This window comes from Pseudomonas entomophila (genome assembly GCF_029478665.1).
Lineage (GTDB): Bacteria > Pseudomonadota > Gammaproteobacteria > Pseudomonadales > Pseudomonadaceae > Aquipseudomonas > Aquipseudomonas entomophila_F.
In genome coordinates, this window is the sequence record NZ_JARPQB010000047.1 from 53,539 (window position 1) to 72,336 (window position 18,798).

General features: G+C 63.1%; 13 protein-coding genes. 7 read left to right on the plus strand and 6 right to left on the minus strand.

Annotation, left to right across the window (positions count from 1 at the left end):
• Positions 1-29 precede the first annotated feature (29 nt).
• From P5705_RS21030 to P5705_RS21060, 7 genes are all read left to right on the plus strand, one after another.
• On the plus strand, positions 30-575 hold the full coding sequence (locus tag P5705_RS21030) for a hypothetical protein (RefSeq protein ID WP_277462835.1): 546 nt from the start codon (positions 30-32) through the stop codon (positions 573-575).
• A gap of 21 nt (positions 576-596) precedes the next feature.
• Positions 597-1,625 carry a hypothetical protein gene (locus P5705_RS21035; RefSeq protein ID WP_277462836.1) on the plus strand — a complete coding sequence of 343 codons (1,029 nt, stop codon included), beginning with the start codon at positions 597-599 and terminating at the stop codon, positions 1,623-1,625.
• A 374-nt stretch (positions 1,626-1,999) separates the two neighbouring features.
• Positions 2,000-3,418 (plus strand): short-chain fatty acid transporter, encoded by a 1,419-nt coding sequence (locus P5705_RS21040; RefSeq protein ID WP_213660881.1) that lies wholly within the window; start codon positions 2,000-2,002, stop codon positions 3,416-3,418.
• Between the two features lie 221 nt (positions 3,419-3,639).
• Positions 3,640-5,865, plus strand: a complete 2,226-nt coding sequence (locus tag P5705_RS21045; protein WP_277462837.1) for a TonB-dependent siderophore receptor — start codon at positions 3,640-3,642, stop codon at positions 5,863-5,865.
• A gap of 737 nt (positions 5,866-6,602) precedes the next feature.
• Positions 6,603-6,866: a hypothetical protein gene (locus P5705_RS21050; RefSeq protein ID WP_277462838.1), complete on the plus strand. Its 264-nt coding sequence runs from the start codon at positions 6,603-6,605 to the stop codon at positions 6,864-6,866.
• A gap of 12 nt (positions 6,867-6,878) precedes the next feature.
• On the plus strand, positions 6,879-7,151 hold the full coding sequence (locus P5705_RS21055; RefSeq protein WP_011533689.1) for a DUF3077 domain-containing protein: 273 nt from the start codon (positions 6,879-6,881) through the stop codon (positions 7,149-7,151).
• A gap of 161 nt (positions 7,152-7,312) precedes the next feature.
• On the plus strand, positions 7,313-10,249 hold the full coding sequence (locus P5705_RS21060) for an RHS repeat-associated core domain-containing protein (RefSeq protein ID WP_277462839.1): 2,937 nt from the start codon (positions 7,313-7,315) through the stop codon (positions 10,247-10,249).
• Positions 10,250-10,303: 54 nt separating this feature from the next.
• Here the strand turns inward: P5705_RS21060 and P5705_RS21065 are convergent, their stop codons facing one another.
• The 6 genes from P5705_RS21065 to P5705_RS21090 form a co-directional block, all read right to left on the minus strand.
• Positions 10,304-10,687: a GNAT family N-acetyltransferase gene (locus P5705_RS21065; RefSeq protein ID WP_277462840.1), complete on the minus strand. Its 384-nt coding sequence runs from the start codon at positions 10,685-10,687 to the stop codon at positions 10,304-10,306.
• 293 nt (positions 10,688-10,980) lie between these two features.
• The gene (mrdA, locus tag P5705_RS21070; protein WP_277462841.1) at positions 10,981-12,873 is read right to left on the minus strand and encodes a penicillin-binding protein 2; all 1,893 of its coding nucleotides are present in this window, start codon (positions 12,871-12,873) and stop codon (positions 10,981-10,983) included.
• A gap of 272 nt (positions 12,874-13,145) precedes the next feature.
• Entirely contained in the window at positions 13,146-14,597 is a 1,452-nt protein-coding gene (locus tag P5705_RS21075; RefSeq protein ID WP_277462842.1) for a hypothetical protein, read from the minus strand.
• 8 nt (positions 14,598-14,605) lie between these two features.
• Positions 14,606-15,079, minus strand: coding sequence for a CesT family type III secretion system chaperone (locus P5705_RS21080; RefSeq protein WP_277462843.1), 474 nt, complete (start codon positions 15,077-15,079; stop codon positions 14,606-14,608).
• Positions 15,080-15,208: 129 nt separating this feature from the next.
• Positions 15,209-16,300, minus strand: coding sequence for a hypothetical protein (locus P5705_RS21085; protein WP_277462844.1), 1,092 nt, complete (start codon positions 16,298-16,300; stop codon positions 15,209-15,211).
• Positions 16,301-16,409: 109 nt separating this feature from the next.
• Positions 16,410-18,620, minus strand: coding sequence for a TonB-dependent receptor (locus tag P5705_RS21090; RefSeq protein ID WP_277462845.1), 2,211 nt, complete (start codon positions 18,618-18,620; stop codon positions 16,410-16,412).
• Positions 18,621-18,798: the final 178 nt, after the last annotated feature.

Genomic DNA, 18,798 nt, shown 5'->3' on the forward strand with positions numbered 1-18,798 from the left:
CCCACAACCCACGTAAAGGAGCTACGAACATGGCAGATACAAGCTTTGCAGTGACCGGAATCTTCTCCGGCCTGCAGATCGTCTCGACCGGCATCGGCGGCCTGGTCAACGTCGCCTCGAGCGTCTCGGCGCAGACCGGCTACGCCATCGCCCGCCAGCAGACCTCCGACGGCACGCCGTACACCTTGCTCACCGCCGCGAACACCCAGGCGGTGAACGACCCGGCCAGCCTGGTGGTCAGTGCCCAGTACGCGCAGATCGTCACCTTCGCCGAACTGGACCTGGAGGTGCGCTACACCGACATCCCGGCGGACACGCAAGTGTCGGTGGATGCCACCAACCCCAAGCTGGCGGTCTCGCGCCAGGACATCGCCGGCACCAGCCTGCTGGGCAAGCAGAGCAAGAAGCAGGAAGCCTTCGAGATGGACCTGAGCCTCAACCTGTGGGTGGCCAAGCCCGAGCAGCTCAAGGCCACGTCGTCGATCACCCTGAGCCTGTCGAGCATCGATGGCAGCTCGGGTGGGCCGGTGAAGAAGACCCTGCTGCAGAAGGTGCAGATCAACCTGTCGAAATAACCCTTGCAAGGAGCATGCAACATGGCTACTGAAACCTGGAGCGGGATTGTCGTTCGCGCGACGCTTTCGGAAAACGGCACGGTGCCGCGCAGCGCTTCATCTTCCTCGCCCGACATCATTCTCGCCGGCAAGGAACCGCTGGCCGTCCCCTCGGTACTCACCGACCCGGCCAACTACAACAACGGCTACGACAACAAGCTGTACATCGGCTTGCCCAACTACCTCTACGTGCGTGGCAAGAACTACACCGCCGGCGAGCTGGCCGGGTATTGGAACCTGTTCTGGGCCACCCCCAACATCCTGCTGTACCCGTACCTGTGGGAGGGCAACCAGCTGAAGACCTCGGGGGGCGACAAGAACCCGCCGTTCGCCATCAAGGCCGGGGCCATCGGCGCGTCCCTCGACTGCTTCACCTGGGTGCCGCCAGACACCTCCGACCACTACTGCATGATCGCGGTGGCCAGCACCCCGGACCATCCCAACCCGCTGAAGGGCGTGACCAACATCACCGACCTGGCGGACGTGCTTTCGAAGAACGCCAACATTGCCCAGCGCAACGTGCAGATGGTCCGTGGCGACTTGCCGCAGGTGGTCAGCACCGCCGGCTACAACCAGGGCGACGAAGGCGCGCTGGTGGACCTGGCGGTGGTGTTCGAGAACATCCCCAAAGGCACCAAGTACACCATTTCCTCGGGCACGCCGCTCAATGGCAAGACCCTCAGCCATTCCGACAACAACACCCTGGACAACGACTTCAAGTACGCCTGGGTCGGTCAGGATATTCCCGCCAACTGGCAGACGCTGTTCACCTTCACCCTGTCGTTCGGCAGCGACTGGTCGGGGATCCCGGCGGGCAAGAAGCCCAAGGTGACCATCCGCGGCGAGCTGGTGCAAGGTTCCGCGGACCGGCTGTATTACAACCCGGCGGCGTACTTTGCCGACCCGCATCCACACACCCGCGCGGTGCGCCTGGATGCGACGGGGGGGCCGGTGAAGCTTATCGTGGCGGGCAGTGTCACCACGCTCTACACCGATATCGGGCCTAAGTAGCCGTTGTAGCGTCCATGAAATCGAGCGCCGCTCTCGCGGCGCATCGCGGATGAATCCGCTCCTACATGTGTTTCGGGCCAATCCTGGGAGGTATTCGTTGGCCCGACACAATATCAAGGCATACGCCAAGGCGGGCACCCATGGCCCCACAGGCATGACTGGCCCGAAACAGATGTAGGAGCGGATTCATCCGCGATGCGCCGCGCGGGCGGCGCTCGATCTTGAGCGCAGCGCAGACCTATCGCCAAACACCTGGCCGGCATACAGCTCTCGTGCCTGCCTAATACTTTAGTCGTAGCTCCTCGGCCCCCAACCGCGCCCCCCCTATAGACTCGCCCGGTAATCCGACAATCCAACAAGAAAAGGACATTACCGTGGCCGCTGAAATCCAAGACAGCCGCTCCGCCCGCTTTGCCCTGCGTTGCTCGAACTGGGCCGAACGCTGGTTCCCCGACTCCTGGGTATTCGCCGCCCTCGCCGTGATGCTGGTGTGCCTCGGCGCCCTGGCCATGGGCGGCAAGCCCACCGACACCGCCAAGGCCTTTGGCGATGGCTTCTGGAGCCTCATCCCCTTCACCATGCAGATGGCCTTCGTGGTCATCGGCGGCTATGTGGTGGCCAGCTCGCCACCCGCCGCGCGGCTGATCGACCGCCTGGCGCGACTACCGAGCAATGGCCGCTCGGCGGTGTGCTGGGTAGCGCTGATCTCGATGCTCGCCTCGTTGCTCAACTGGGGCCTGTCGCTGGTGTTCGGCGGCCTGCTGGTGCGCGCCCTGGCCCGTCGCACCGACCTGAAGATGGACTACCGCGCCGCCGGTGCCGCCGCCTATCTCGGCCTGGGCGCGGTATGGGCGCTGGGCCTGTCGTCGTCGGCCGCGCAGTTGCAGGCCAACCCCGCCAGCCTGCCGCCGTCGATCCTCGCCATCACCGGGGTGATCCCCTTCACCGAGACCATCTTCCTCTGGCAATCCGGGGTGATGCTGGCGGCGCTGGTGATCGTCTCGCTGATCGTCGCCTACGCCACCGCCCCGGGCCCGAACAGCGCCCGCAGCGCCCAGGACTGTGGTGTCGACCCCAGCTTCAGCGCGCCACCCTCGCCACAGCGCACCCGCCCGGGCGAGTGGCTGGAATACAGCCCGATCCTGATCCTGCTGCTGGTGGCCCTGGCCGCCGGCTGGCTGTACCAGGAGTTCGCCACCAAGCCTGCGATCACCGCGATCTCCGGGCTGAACACCTACAACCTGCTGTTCATCATGCTTGGGGCCTTGCTGCACTGGCGCCCGCGCAGCTTCCTCGACGCCGTGGCCCGCGCCGTACCAACCACCACCGGGGTGCTGATCCAGTTCCCGCTGTATGGCTCGATCGCCGCCATCCTTACCCAGGTCAAAGGCGTCGATGAGCAGACCCTGGCCCATCACATCTCGCTGTTCTTCACCCAGATCGCCACCCACGACACCTATGCGTTGCTGATGGGGGTGTATTCGGCGGTGCTGGGCTTCTTCATCCCGTCCGGGGGCGGCAAGTGGATCATCGAGGCACCGTACGTGATGCTGGTGGCCAACGACCTGCAGTACCACCTGGGCTGGGCGGTGCAGATCTACAACGCCGCCGAGGCGTTGCCGAACCTGATCAACCCGTTCTACATGCTGCCGCTGCTGGGGGTGCTGGGATTGAAGGCACGCGACCTGATTGGTTTCTCGTTCGTGCAACTGCTGGTGCATGTGCCGCTGGTGCTGGTGTTGTTGTGGGCGCTGGGTACCACCTTGCAGTACGTGCCGCCTGTGATGCCCTGACAACTGCGTTGCCGGTGTTCGCCAGCAAGGCTGGCTCCTACGGGACAGGCGCATCCCCTCGTAGGAGCCAGCCTTGCTGGCGAAAGCGCCCGTAAGACCACAGCATGCCTTCCTTCTTGTCATGATTCGATAATGATTCGCATACGCGAATCGTTCTCCTATGGCTGCCTCTCACCGGCAGCCAAGGACACCCCTCGAATCGAACAAGGAGACAGGCAGCGATGTTCGCGCCCATCAGCCGTTCCATGACCCTCACCCTGGGTCTGTGCGCCACCGTCATCGGCCCATTCGCCCAGGCCGAACAAACCTACCCCAGCTCCAACGACGGTGTGCTGGAACTCGGCTCCACCGAAATCCTCGCCCAGGGCCTGGGCAGCACCACCGAGCACACCGGTTCCTACACCACCGGCAGCATGAGCGCGGCCACGCGCCTGAACCTGTCGATCAAGGACACCCCGCAATCGGTCTCGGTGCTGACCCGCCAGCAGCTCGACGACTTCCGGCTCGACTCGCTGTCCGAGGCCATGGCCCACGTCACTGGCGTTACCGTGCAGCGCAACGATTCCGAGCGGCCGATCTATTTCTCCCGTGGCTACGCGATCAACAATTTCCAGATCGACGGGATGCTCAACACCTTCTCCGGGCTCAAGTCCGACTCCGATACCATCATCTACGACCGCATCGAAGTGGTGCGCGGCGCCACCGGCCTGACCACCGGGGCAGGGGACCCGTCCGGGACCATCGCCATGGTGCGCAAGCGCCCGACCGCCCAGCTGGATGTGCGCACGGGCCTGAGTGCCGGCAGCTATGACAATTACCGCGGTTACGTCGATGTTGGCGGACCATTGGGCTGGGAAGGGCGCCTGCGTGGGCGTACGGTGCTGGCCTACCGCGACAGCAAGTCCTACATGGACAAGTACGCCAGCCAGCGCGAGGTGGCCTACGGCATTCTTGAAGCCGACCTCACCGACAGCACGGTGTTCGCCGTGGGCTACGACTACCAGAACAAGCATGTGCAGGGCGCCTCCTGGGGCACCGTGCCTTACTGGAATGCCGACGGCGGCAAGGCACACATGGCGCGTTCGACCAACCTGGCCGCGCCCTGGTCGTCCTGGCCCTTGAAGGACCAGACCGTGTTCGCCACCCTCGACCAGCACCTGGGTGATGACTGGCTGCTCAAAGCCGCTTATACCCACCGCCAAAGCGACACCGACGGCAAGGTGTATTACGGTGGCAACGGTTTCCCCGCCGCCGACCGCAGCGGCATGAGCGCCTGGAGCTCGCATTTCGCCGGGGTGGAGAAGATGGACGCCCTCGACCTGAACCTGGCCGGGCCCTATCAGTTGCTGGGGCGAAGCCACGATTTCATGGTCGGTTATGGCGTATCGGAGCTGCGCAGCACGGCGCCGGCGTTCGTCGGCCGCGTCGACCCCAAGGACTACGCGAAGATCCCGGACTGGAAGTACATGGGCGGCATTGCCAAGTTCAGCGACCGAGACAGCGGCCTGGATTCGTCGCGCTCGTACACCCGGCAGAAGGCCGGCTATATCGCCACCCGCCTGAACCCCACCGACCGCTTGCACGTGGTGCTGGGCAGCCGCTACGGCAGTTGGGAGAGCGAGAGCAAGAGTTGGACCTACGATGCCAACCTCGCGCTGACCCGTTCCAGCGTCAGCCAGCAGACCCAGAACGACCAGTGGACCCCCTATGCCGGCGTGCTCTACGACCTCACCGAGCAGTACACCGTGTACGCCAGCTACACCGACATCTTCAACCCGCAGACGCGCAAGGACGTCAGCGACAAGTTCCTCGAACCCATCGTCGGCAAGGTCTATGAAATCGGTTTGAAGGGCAGCCTGTTCGACGACCGCGCCAACCTCAGCACGGCCGTCTACCGCAGCAAGCAGGACAACGTGCCGGAGATCGACGACTCGGTGCCGCTCGGGCCCAACGGCCAGCAGTACTACAAGTCCGGCGGCAAGGGCGTGGTGGTGGAGGGTTTCGAGGCAGAGCTGGCGGGGGAGGTGATGCCGGGCTGGCAGATGAGCCTGGGCTACAGCTACAGCCATGCGGTCAACGGCGACAAAACTCGCAAGAACACCGAGCAGCCGATGAACCTGGTGCGGTTCTCCAGCACCTACCAGTTGTTGCCGCAGTTGACGGTGGGCGGCACGCTCGATTGGCAGAGCGACATCTACGGCAACGGCAGGCGGCCGATCGGGCGTGACAGCAACGGCAACATCGTCACCACCCCGGACCGCATGACCCAGGACGCCTATGCCCTGGTCGGGCTGATGGGGCGCTATCAGTTCGACGAGCACCTGTCGGCGTCGGTGAACGTGAAGAACCTGTTCGACCAGCACTATTTCAACAATGTCGGGTTCTACAACGGCGTCTACATGGGCGAGCCGCGGACGGTGATGGTCAGCCTGGATTGGAAGCTGTGAGGGTGCCTTGTCTGCCTACAGGACCATAAGTTGTTTTTCGGGAGGTTCGACGGAAGGGGGGCCGCGCCTATGAGATCGAGCGCCGCCCGCGCGGCGCTTCGCCGGCAAAGCCAGCTCCTACATCTGTTTCGGGCCAGTTATGCCTGTGCCAGAGGCGGTGCTCGCCTTGGCGCATGTCTCCCGTCATGCGCAGCGGCGGCAGCGCCCATGCTGAAACTGCGTCGTGCCAACAAGGCGGTCCCCGGTACCTTCCCAGACAAAACTGGCCCGAAACAAACGGTAGGAGCCGGCTTTGCCGGCGAAGCGCCGCGCGGGCGGCGCTCGATCTTGAGCGCGCAGCAAGGCTTGCGACTTGCACCAGCTAGCCATCACGCGATATCTGTAACAAGCCTTTCGTTGTTTCCTGGCTCTGAACGCCGATATCGCGCCAATGAGTCGGAATTTCCCTATTCCGTGTAGTCCATTTCCGAAGCATGCTATTGCCGCCCTCCAGCCCTTGCCCCAGGCCAACCCGGTCTCTAGTCTCGGCCAGCCGCTGCCAATTCAGCGGCCGGTTTTGACAGACCGTCGATTGTTGTCCACGTGTGCATACGCTCAATGGCGGCTGTACGTGCGGGCACCTTGTGTGCGCCGAGTGCCAACGATCTCGGTCTGTCAACCCGCGTACAGCTGCCACCCGACTGTTTGACAGCAGCTCAGCTGACGGCTCAACCCACAACCATTGTTGGAGTACGAGCATGCTGAGGATTGTCCCCGATCCACCTTCCCCCCAAGACCACGCCCACTTCCTCGAAGACACCCTCGTGCGCGCCCTCGAGTACGCCTTCTGCGTCCTCACGGTCGCCAACCAGGCCGTGCAGCTGAAACCCAGGTCGCCCGGCGCGATCCTGATGCTGGCTGCTACCCACGAAATGGAGGCGGTGCGCACATTGCTGGAGTCCGCCCTGGCCCAGGTGCAGCACTCGGTCCAAGCGCCGAGTGAGCCACCCACGCTGCACTGAGGGAGATCGACCATGACCACGGATAATGGCAATACCCCCGTTACCCCCGGCAAGACCCGCTTCTACCAGGGCGAGGGCAAGAACGCCCAGCCGTTGTTCTGCATCGAGCCCGGCATTCCCTGCCAGCATGCCCGCGAGCAGGCGTCCGAACTGATGGACTACGTGCGCCACCTGACCCTGGTCGGGGTGATGGACGAAGACCCACGGATGGTCTGGGCCGCGCACTACCTCAGTGCCCTGGCCAAGGCGTTGATGGATGATGCGGAACTGGGCATGGCGCACTGATGCCCAGTGGGGCGATCGGCTTCGCCACACTGGCCATATAGATCGCACCGTAGGAGCCGGCTTGCCGGCGACGGGCCGTACAGCGGCCCTGGCATTTCTACCAGTTTCGCGCGCTCCCCAAGTCGTCTACCGTCCTCCCAAACGCATCAGGGAGGCTGCCCATGCAGGCCTTGGCAATGGCGCTCCACGAGCACACGCCCACGGTGACGGTGTTCGACAATCGCAGCCAAACGGTCCGCGAGATTGCCTTTCACCGGCATCCCGCCACCCCGGCTGTCACGGACACACGCATCACCCGCCACCACTACGACCCGCGCGGTTTCCTGCAGCGAAGCCAGGATCCCCGTCTGTTCGCTGCAGATCTTGTGAACTTCACCTGGCTGGCTGATCTGGCCGGCACTGCGGTCCGCACCCAAGGCGTCGACCCCGGCATCTCGCTCGACCTGAACGACATCGCAGGCCGCCCGTTACTGGCTGTCAGCCAGATCGCCCCGGGCCCGGCCGGCGACGACCACAGCCAAGCGGTCACCCGTACCTGGCGCCATGAGCCTCCGGCCTCGCCCGGGCGCCTGCTGGCCATCACGGAACAGGCCAGCGGTGAGCCTGTCCGCCAGGCCGAGCGCTTCGCCTATGCCGGCGCCGACCTGACGGCCAGGCAGCGCAACCTGGCCGGTCGGTGCAGCCACCACTACGACACGGCAGGGCTGTTGCGCACCGACAGCCTGGCCCTGACCGGCCCGGCATTGGCCAGCATGCGACGGCTACTCAAGGTGGCCGACGATGTCGCGGTGATGAGCGACTGGCAAGGCGAGGACGCCTCGGTGTGGGAGACGCAGTTGGTGCCGGAGGGCGAAGGTCACCTCACCGTGGGCACCCTGGACGCCACCGGCACGCGGCTGACCAGCACTGATGCCGCCGGCCATGGGCAGCGTGTGGCCTATGACGTGGCGGGGCAGTTGCGCGGCAGTTGGCTCGAGGTGAAGGGTGCGGCGGAACAGGCGATCGTCGTGTCATTGGAGTATGCCGCCATGGGGGAAAAGGTGAGGGAGGTGCATGGAAACGGTGTGGTGACCCGCTATACCCGCGAGCCCCGTACGCAGCGCCTGGTTGGTATCAGGACCGAGGGACCGGGAGCCAAGGTGCTGCAGGACCTGCAGTACACCTACGACCCGGTGGGCAATGTGCTGGGCCGGGTGGACGAGGCACTGGCGATCACATACTGGCGAAACCAGAAGATCGAGCCGCGCAACACCTATGACTACGACAGCCTGTACCAACTGGTCAGCGCCAAGGGGCGCGAGATGGCCGGCGGCGGCAAGCCGGGCTCGGCCCGGCTGCCATTTCAGGCATTCGACTACGCGACCTACACCAACTACACCCGGCTCTACACCTACGACACGGCCGGCAACCTGACGCGGATCGAGCATCAGGCCGATGCCAGCGGCAACAGTCACACGACGGACATCACCGTCAGCGACCGCAGCAACCGGGCGGTGACGAGCGAATTGGCGAGCGGCGCGGCGGACGTGGAGGAATTGTTCACGGCGGGCGGCCAGCAGAAGCAGCTGTCCCCGGGCCAGCACCTGATCTGGACCCCGCGTGCGGAACTGCTGCAGGTGAAGCCGGTGAGCCGCGAAGGCGAACCGGACGATCACGAGGGCTACCGTTACGCGGGGGACAGCCAACGCTTGCTCAAGGTCAGCGCACAGAAGACCTCAGGCGGTGAGCGAACGCAGCGGGTGGTATACCTGCCAGGGCTGGAGCTGCGCCACACCGCAACGGCGGGAAGCGTGGCGGAGGACTTGCAGGTAGTTTGCGTGGGGCAGGCGGGGCGGGCACAGGTGCGCGTCTTGCACTGGGTGACGGGTAAGCCGCCAGAAATCGACAACGACCAGCTGCGCTTCAGTTATGACGACCTGCTCGGCAGCGGCACGCTGGAGCTCGATGGCCAAGGCGAGGTCATCAGCCAGGAAGAGTACTTCCCGTTTGGTGGCACGGCGGTGTTCAGTTTGCGCGGCGAGGCAGAGGGTAGTTACAAGGTGCTGCGTTACTCGGGCAAGGAGCGGGATGCCACAGGGCTGTATTACTACGGTTACCGCTACTACCAGCCCTGGGTGGGGCGCTGGCTGAGCGTGGATCCGATAGGAATTGGTGATGGGCTGAACCTTTTTCGGATGGTGGCTAATAACCCTGCTGTTTATCGAGATATTGACGGGCTGGGGCGAGCGTGTTGTTCTGGAGAGTCAAGTTATGCCACGGTAAAGAATTTACAAGGTAAGGGCCCCATCAATCTGGTGAGCACAAGTGGTGTATCTATTAACTTCAGTTTTTCCCGTGTTGATAGCGAGCAGTCATTCGGTCCGATCCCGAAATCAGAATTGAACGTGAGTCAGATCAGTAATGTCTTGAAGACCTCGACGGGAGATCAGGTGACTTCTTTCAATGGAACGGTCGGTTATTTGGGGGTGGGTTGGGACAAAGCGCCATTGCCGGAGGATGTGGACGTTATTTGGGTTACGAATGGAAAACAGGGCGCTGCCGGGGTCAACATAGAGCTTGATGATATAGAACCAGGGCAACAGGTCGTTGTTACAAGTGGTCCGCTGAGTGGCTGCATATTTATTGCCGGAGTGCGAGGCTCGACCTTCATGGCAATGCACAGTGGTGGGGAGGCTATGGGGGGGTGGGATACAAGCAGGGATGGGGTCGAGAAAGTGGTGGAGCTTTATAATAGAAGTGTCACTTCGGACAGTGTCTATGCGCCGTCCGTCTTTGAGAATAACAGTCTCGTAGGCCTGCTTGATCAATTTGACAATAGTAGCTTGGCGTACACCGATAAGCATAAAATTGAAACCGATGGATCTGCGGGCGATGGTAGGCTATTTGCCTATAAAGCAGGCTGGTTCGCGACATCTTCCACGCTGATAGAAAAAAATTCGGAGGGTAGGGTGTCGATTGAGACGGTGCTGGAGTTGGGGGATGTTGAACAGTACAAGCCCGTCAAGACCCAGGCTGCCCCAACGAAGGGTGGGGGTGTATTAATGGCGAATAAAATGAAATACAAAGTATTGGACGGCGCGGTTCGTAAATTGGCCTGAAGGTGCTCAGGGTAATGCTGTCCACTTACGGTCGATTCAGACTATGGTTTTCGCTCAACGGGGCGACTGCAGCAACAGGTAGTCGCCCTCTTCGCCGGTCCCCGCATCCACCTCGGTGAAACCACAAGCGTCATAGAACGCCAGCGCACCCTCATTGCGCACCAGGCACTTGAGCCTGTAGCAGGTGCCGGGCCAGCCGGGCAGGGCGGCCAGCAGGGCGCGGCCGATGCCCTGGCGAGCGTGGCTGGCGGCGATGTACAGGTGATGGATGAAGTGGTCCGGCACCCACACCGAGATGAAACCGACACAAAGACCGTCGATTTCGGCCAGCAGAATCTGCTCGCCTTCGGTCTGCGCATCGAAGTCCATCAACTGGAATTGCTCGCTTTGCTGCCAGGTAAAAGTTACCTGGCGACTGTGCAGGAACAGCTCGCGCAAGGCGGCTCGGTCATTTGGCGTGGCAAGCCGGATACAGGGGGAAATGGCTGCGCACGCGGCGGGTTTGGGTTTGCAGGTCCGCAAAGGCGACATGGGCGGCCCATCAAGAGTTGAAGACGGTCCGATACTAGCAGGCTTGTTCCTGTTCGTCGGCAAGGGCGGCGCGAGAGGTACAACACATACCCTGTAGGAGCCAGCGTTGCTGGCGAACGCAAGGCGTAGCCTTGCTGGCCGACATCGTGTCGTTCCTTTCGCCAGCAAGGCTGGCTCCTACAGTTTCGCGCTGCACGGTATCAACCGTGCGGCGCGGTTTCTTTTGCCGCCGTACCCGCGTAGCGGGCTTTCAGGTGGCCCTGGTCATCAAGCAGGTACGCATCCATCACCTCGCGCACCACCGGCCCCGCCACCCGGCCGCCAGCCTCGCCGTTCTCGATCATCACCGCCACCACCATCGCCGGGTGATCGGCCGGCGCGAAACCGACGAACAGGGCGTTGTCGCGGTGGCGCTCGAGGGTCTTGTCGCGGTTGTAGCGTTCCCCTTGCTTGATCGCCACCACCTGCGCCGTGCCGCTCTTGCCGGCGATGCGGTACTGGGCGCCGGCGGCGGCGGCGCGGGCGATGCCGCGCGGGTCGTGCATGACCATCTGCATGCCTTGGCTGACCTGGTCCCAGGCGCGCCGGTCATGCAGCACGATGTCCGGCATCGGGTTGGGGTCGATGGGCGCCTGGCCACCGACGCTCATCGCCAGGTGCGGGCGATGCCACGCGCCCTTGCTCGCCAGCAGGCTGGTGGCCTGGGCCAGTTGCAGTGGGGTGACCTGCATGTAGCCCTGGCCGATCCCGAGGATCAGCGTCTCGCCCGGGAACCACGCCTGGCGCCGGGTGGCGCGCTTCCAGGCTTGCGAGGGCATCAGCCCGGGCGCTTCCTCGAACATGTCCAGCGAGACCTTCTGGCCCAGGCCGAACTCGACCATGTAGTCGTGCAGGCGGTCGATGCCCAGCTTGTGCGCCAGGTCGTAGAAGTAGGTGTCGTTGGACCGCATGATCGCGGTGTACATGTCCACCCAGCCATCACCCGTGCGGTTCCAGTTGCGGTACTTGTGCTCGTAGTTGGGCAGCTCGTAGTAGCCGGGGTCGAACACCCGATTGCCCGGGGTGATCACGCCGCTGTCCAGGCCGGCGATGGCCACCTCCGGCTTGACCGTCGAACCGGGGGCGTACAGGCCGCGCAGCACGCGGTTGAACAGCGGCCGGTCGATGGAGTCGCGCAGGGCCGAGTACTGCTTGTAGCTGATGCCCTTGACGAACAGGTTGGGGTCGAAGCTGGGGTTGCTGACCATGGCCAGCACGTCGCCGTTGGCCGGGTCCAGCACCACCACCGCGCCACGGCGGTCACCCAGGGCTTTTTCGGCGGCCTGCTGCAGGTGGGCGTCGAGGCTCAGCACGATATCCTTGCCCGGCACCGGGTCGTGGTGGCGCAGCACGCGCATCACCCGGCCCTGGGCATTGGTCTCGACTTCTTCATAGCCTACCTGGCCGTGCAGTTCGTTCTCGTAGAAGCGCTCGACGCCGGTCTTGCCGATCGACTGGGTGCCGCGGTACGCGGTGCTGTCGAGGGTCTTGGCTTCCTTCTCGTTGATCCGCCCGACATAGCCCACCGAATGGGCGAAGTGCTCGGCCAGGGGGTACTCGCGGATGAACTGCGGCGCCACGTCCAGGCCGGGCAGGCGGAACTGGTTGACGGCGATCAGGGCGATCTGTTCTTCGCTCAGGCCGACCATCAGGGTTACCGGCTCGAACGGCTTGCGGCCACGGCGCAGGTCCTTGTCGAACTGGTGGCGGTCGTCCTCGCCCAGGCCAAGGATCTGCGTGAGGGTGTCCAGCACCTTGGCCGAGTCGCCGGCACGTTCGCGGGTCATGGTCAGGTCGAAGCTGGGTTTGTTGGTCGCCAGCACCACGCCATTGCGGTCGTAGATCAAGCCGCGCTCGGGCGGGATGGGCAGCACGTGCACGCGGTTGTTTTCCGACACCGCCGACTGCTGGTCGTGTTGCAGCACCTGGAGCACGTACAGCCGGCCCACCAGTACCACCACCAGGCTTATCACCAGGACGGCGCAGGCCAGCAGCCGGCGGTTGACCAGGCTCTTTTCCTTCTCATGGTCCTTGAGGGGGATGGGTTGCGGCATGGGGCTCGGTTGGATCGCCAAAGGCACAGGTAATGATGGCGCCACAGCGAGGATCAGCGGGATCCTCGGGCGTGGCGCAGGGGCGGGGGATGCTACGCAAGGTGAACGGTCGGCTCAAGGCAGGCGCCGTTGCGCCGATGCGCTGGATTGCGCCTGCGCCCCGTGCCCAGGGCGCAGGCGCCGAACATGAAGATTCCTTCACGTGACCGGTGGCCGCTGTGTCTTGCCACCTAGCAGGTCTTCCAGTTGCAACCATCGGATAAACAGGAGGGTTATAACCAGCCTTCGGCCAGATAGATTAGTTTGAGCTGGCTGGGGGCACCGCACACCTTTAAGGCGTCCAGCTGAGGCTGACTGAGGTTAGGACTCTTCTCCAGATAGACGGTGCGATTGTCAACCTCGAGGGGCACTTTGTAGGCCAGCTTGCTGTTGAGGTCTTCCACCGCGCCCTTGTCGAGGCTGCGCACGGCAGGCAGTAGCCAGTTGTAATCCTTGGCCAGCAGCTTTTTGAACACCTTATGGCTCAGCTTGAGTTCCGCTGTGGGGGCGTTCTCCTCATGCTGGCCCGGCAGCAACTGTTCATCGGCCGGTGAACCGAGCTGGGCCTTGAGGGCCAATCTGGCTTGCTCCATCTCCCTGAGAGCTGTCGGTGCATCGCTGCCGAGCAGGCTCTCATCAGCCCTGGGCCCGAGATAGGTAAGCAGGGCGCGCACTGACGCGGGCTTAAGCATGCTGAAACTGAACTCCCCCTTGTCATTACTCATTTCAAGGCGCGGCAGCACGTAAGGAAGCGGGTTCTCCTGCAGTAGATCGCTAGCCTGCTGATTGATAAGGTAGGAGGCGCTCATTTTGGTGACGGCTGGCAGTCCTGACGTGAGTGCCTTGCTGGCTACGACGGGCAGCGCCTCGGCGACGATGGTCGCCACGCCAGTGGTTACTTGAGGAACCCCGAAGTCGCTCAGCCCTGCCAGCCCGGCACCCAGCGTCATCTTGGTTGCCTCCTCGACAGCGATGCTGGCATGGTCCTGACTCAAGACCTGTTGGCATGCATGGGCAAGCTGACTGGCACGACCGGGTAGGCGGCTGGCTTGGGCAACCTGATGGTGGTGGCTTTCGTAGTCACAGTGTTGGGCTACTTGATAACCCGCTCGTCCCGCATTGATAAATGTGCCAATACCCGGCAGCAACATGTTGATGGCAAGATCGATGCCAGTGGTACCCGCGAGCCTTTTGACTTTATGCAGTAGAGTTTTGCCCAAACCATCCATCTTGCCCGGATACTGTTGCTCCAAACAGACCTGCAGTCTTGGATCACGGCTAATCTGGTCAAACAGCTGCTTGAGTTGGCTATAAGTGGCGGGGTCAACCTTGAGCTGCGTCAACAGAACGATGACCTCCCCTATGTTTTCTCGAGTGAGAGGCTCGCCTCGGTAAGCTGCCGGGCTCAGCAGCGAAAAAGCTTGCAGGGCTATATTCTGCGGGGCGGCATTTTTCAGCGCTTCCTTGAGATCAAGATGGGCCTTGATGTTCTCCTGCTTGAAACGGCTCGTTGTGTTGCGCAGCAGATGCTGGTTGAGCAACTCATATTTATAGCCCCGGTGAAACAGCGGGACAGGGTCCACTTCCCCTTGTTTGCTGAGCAGCCGAGTATCGTCCGGGGCTGCATAGGCAGCGAAGCGGGCAAGGTCGGGCATCGGCGCGCCAGTGATGCGACTGGTTGCCATGGGGCCTCCTAGATGCGAATGGAAACGTGCTGTGACGGATGTGGATTAATCGGGGGCAACTGTTTTGGCATAAGGGCAAAGTGAGCCTGCCACTCGAGCGCCTGTCGGGTCAGCAGTGTCAACCATTCGGCCAGATCCCGCGGGGTGAGGGAGGCCAGGCGGCGCAGCCCAAACAGCACCAGTTGGCGGCCATCAGGGGCAAGCGCTAGGGTATGGCCAGTTTCAGCGCCTGCACTGTAGTTCGCGTGACTGAGCCGCTCGAGAGACTGTTGACGCAAAGTGCCCGCAGCCGCCAACAAGCCAATAGTGGCTCGCAGCATCAGGGCTGGTTCTACCGAGTCGCACCGGAAAGGATGAGCTAGCAATGATAGAGGGAGTTTTTCGTCTATAAGCAGTTGGCAGCTCCCCTCTTCATCGAGTTGCAGAAGCGGGAAGCCATGTTGTTCGCTAAAGGTATCAAGCAGTGCTTGCAGCTGGATCATAAGAGCCACACCCGATTGGATATGGCCTTATTGAATAATATCCTCGTTCATAAAGATGTCATTTCTGACCGATTTTTTATCAATAGTTTGTCTGTATGTTGTAGCGCATGCACATTGAATGACACCGGGTCATCGATCGGTCTGCGCAGGTGGCAGAGCGACTTCGGCGAAAGGCTTGGGCAGGTACACCTGCGCCGTAGGTGTCTGCTTCGCAGCCAGATTCTCCACATGCTGCTGCATCTCCTTGACAGCCCTTGTGCTCAGAGGTGGAGCATGATCAAGGTTGTATCCGAAGAAATTTTCCCAGTGGCCCAGCAGCACCAGCCGCGGCGTGTATGCATTCAATAGTCGATCAGGGTAATCCGCGGCCTTGCGCCAAGACCCCACACTGAGGAGCTCGACATCGACGGCCTTTTCATCTGGCCAGATGGGCAGGATGCCGCAGGGTGCGGAGGCGGCGCTGTCCTGGAAGTGGACTCGGTACTTGGGCGAGCCTTTTTCGTCCAGCAAGTCGATCAACCAGGCCATCGACTGGCCCTGTTTCCAGCCGGACACGGTAGTGGGGACCTCACTCAGGTCCTGGTTGTAGTCCCCGTGACCTACGGTGTAACCCAGCACATGCGGCGCATGCATGCTCTGGATCGGCATGGCCCTGATATGCCCGCCTTGCGAGGTGATCCAGTAGCCGGGCAAGGCGGGCGCTTGTCGGCCATCACACCCTGGAACGGTTGCCATGTAGCCCCTGGCGCTCTTCACCCGGTCCGGGTCCACCCAGGTCCAGTGCGCATCCTCCACTCGCGTGGGGTCCTTCATGGCATGGAGCATGTGCACGACGGTGTCCGAGCCATAGACGATCGCCTTGGGCGCGTACTTGCGCATGATCCATGGCACATCCAGCAGGTGATCGTAGTGCCCGTGGCCGACCAGCAGCAGGGTGACATCCTGCGTCGCAAGTCGCTGCATGTAGTGATCGATGCGCGCCTTGTCGGCTTCGACCCGCAGGGGAGGGAGCCCCTTGGACAGCCCCGAAGGGTTGCTGAACGAGGGCGCGAGCATCACGCCTTCGCCCCGCCAGTGGATGAGCCAACCGCCTACACCCAGGAACTGGATCTTCGGCTCGGGCAGGCCGCGCGCATTCCAGTACTTCGGATAGTCGTCCCCGGCGCCCTGTGCGCAAGTGCTGAAGACCAGCCACAGGACCAGCCAAACGGTTGTGCGCATGGACGTCACCTCGTCAGGCGATGATCGGTACTGCTCAAGGGAAAGCGTAGGGTAGGAAATGGCGGGTGACAAAGTCGGCGCGCCTCAGGCGCGCCGTGGGGATGGCGCTTCAGAAGTCCACGGTGGCGGACAGCTCGTAGGTGCGCGGTGCCCCCAGCCCCAGGCTGGCGGTCAGCGGCACGCCCCAGTAGTCCTTGTCGGTCAGGTTGGAGATGTTGGCGCGGAAGGTCACCGGCTTGCTGGCGATCTGCATGGCATAGCGGGCGCCCACGTCGAAGATCGTGTAGCCGGGGATCGACAGGCTGTTGTCGGCACTGATGTACTGCTTGGACAGCGACGTCACATTACCCGTCAAGGTCAGCCCTTCCACCGCCGGGGTGTCCCATTCCATGCCCAGCTTGCCCTGCAGCTTGGGGAACGCGGTGGCGGTCTTGCCTTCGTTGACACCGCCCGCGGTCTTGGTCACCTCGGGGTCGACATAGGCCACGCCGCCCATCAGGCGCACGTCCGGCAGCGGGGCGCCGAAGAAGGTCCACTCGACGCCGCGGTTGCGCTGCTCGCCGCCGAACGAATAGACGTTGGTGGCCGGGTCGGTGTAGCTGTTCGGGCGCTTGATCTCGTACAGCGCCAGGGTGTGGCTGAAGGTACCGAGGTCCAGCTTCAGGCCGATTTCCTTCTGCTTGGACTTGAACGGCGCGAACACCTGGCCGGCGTTGGCGGCGGTCACCGGGGCGATGGTGCCCTTGCTCAGGCCTTCGATGTAGTTGGCGTAGAGCGACAGCTCGTCGGTCACCTTGAACAGGATCGCGCCGGCCGGGGTGGTGGCATGGGTGTCGTAGCCGGGTTTGTTGCGCACGCCGGTGGCAACGTTGTAGGTGTCGGTGACCACTTCCTGGCGACGCACGCCGGCGGTCAGTTGCAGGCGGCCGTCGAACACCGACATCGTGTCGGCGATGCCGTAGCTCTTCAGGTCGTTCTCGATGTGGGTGATCTGCGGGAAGGCCTGCGGCGCCTTCGGCCCCCACACCGGGTGATAGATGTTGGTCACCCAGTTGCCACCTGGCACCGAACGACGCCCGTAGTCCTTCTGCTCGTCGCTGTACTCGGTCGCGTTCACCGACCACTGGTGGTTGATGGCGAAGGTGTCGAAGTGGCCACGCAGGCCCACCTCGGCGGAAGTCTTCTCGATCTCCATCTTCAGCTGGCCCATGGAGGTGCTGAGATCGCCGGCGTTGTTGATCACCGTGGCGACCATGGCGCCGCTGTACTTGTAGTCGGTCTTGCTGGTGCCGATGGCGCCGTAGGCCAGCAACTGGTCGGTCAGCTCATACTCGCCGCGCAGGATCACCCCCTTGTCCTTGGTCTCGACATAGGCCCAGTCGGGGTTGAGCAGGGTGTCGGACTTCGGTGGCCTGGGCACCGCCACGCCGGGTGCCAGGCCCAGGCCACGGTTCTGGCCGCGGATATGGTCGTCGGCGTCGAACAGGTCGACCGACAGCTTGGCGCGTTCGCCGCGCCAGTCCAGGGCCAGGGACGACAGCACGTTGCGCTTGGACTGGTCCTCGGTGCTGGTGTCGCCGTCGCGGTACACGCCGTTGAAGCGCACGCCGAACTGGTTGCCCTCACCGAAGCGCCGGCCCACGTCGACATGGCCGCCGAACTGCGCGTCGGACTCGTAGGTGGCGGTCAGGCGGGTCAGTGGTGTGTCGCCGGCGCGCTTGGGGATCAGGTTGACGATACCGCCCACCGAGCCGCCGGGCGGCATGCCGTTGAGCAGCGCCGACGGGCCCTTGAGCACTTCGATGCGCTCGTACATCTCGGGCGAGGCGCGGTAGTAGGGCGCCATGCCGAACAGGCCGTCGACGGTCATGTCGCTGACGCTGGTCTGGAAGCCGCGGATCGAGTAGTTCTCGCTGAAGGTGCCCTTCAGGCCGTTGTTGAACACCGACGGGTCGGTGGCGGCGATCACGTCGGTGATGTCCTTGGCCTGGCGGTCCTGGATATAGGTGTCGGTGTAGCTGACGGTGCTGAACGGGGTCTCCATGAAATCCTTGTTGCCCAGCAGGCCGACGCGCCCGCCCGTGGCGACCTGGCCGCCGGCATAGGCGGGTGGCAGGTTGTCGGGGCTGTCAGTGCTGCTTTCGATGCGGGTTTCGTCCAGCTCCAGGCTGGCCGGCTTGCCGGCCTCGGCCGCCGTCGCTGCCAGCGGGGCGCCGCCCAGGCCCAACAGCAGGGCCATGTGCACGGCGACGCAGGTGCGGTTCAGGGAGAACTGCGGCGCGACAGGGGTGAGGCGTCGTGAAGTACAACGTTCCGACATGCTGGCTTCCTTTCGATTCGGAGGGTAGTGAAGGCATTCACTAGGGTTTCCGAACCAAAGCGTGAATACCTCAATGATAATCATTTTTATTTATTGCGCCGCCGTGGGGCGCGCATCCCTTGTAGGAGCCGGCTTTGCCGGCGAACACCGGCATGGCCGGTGCCATGCACCGCGTTGC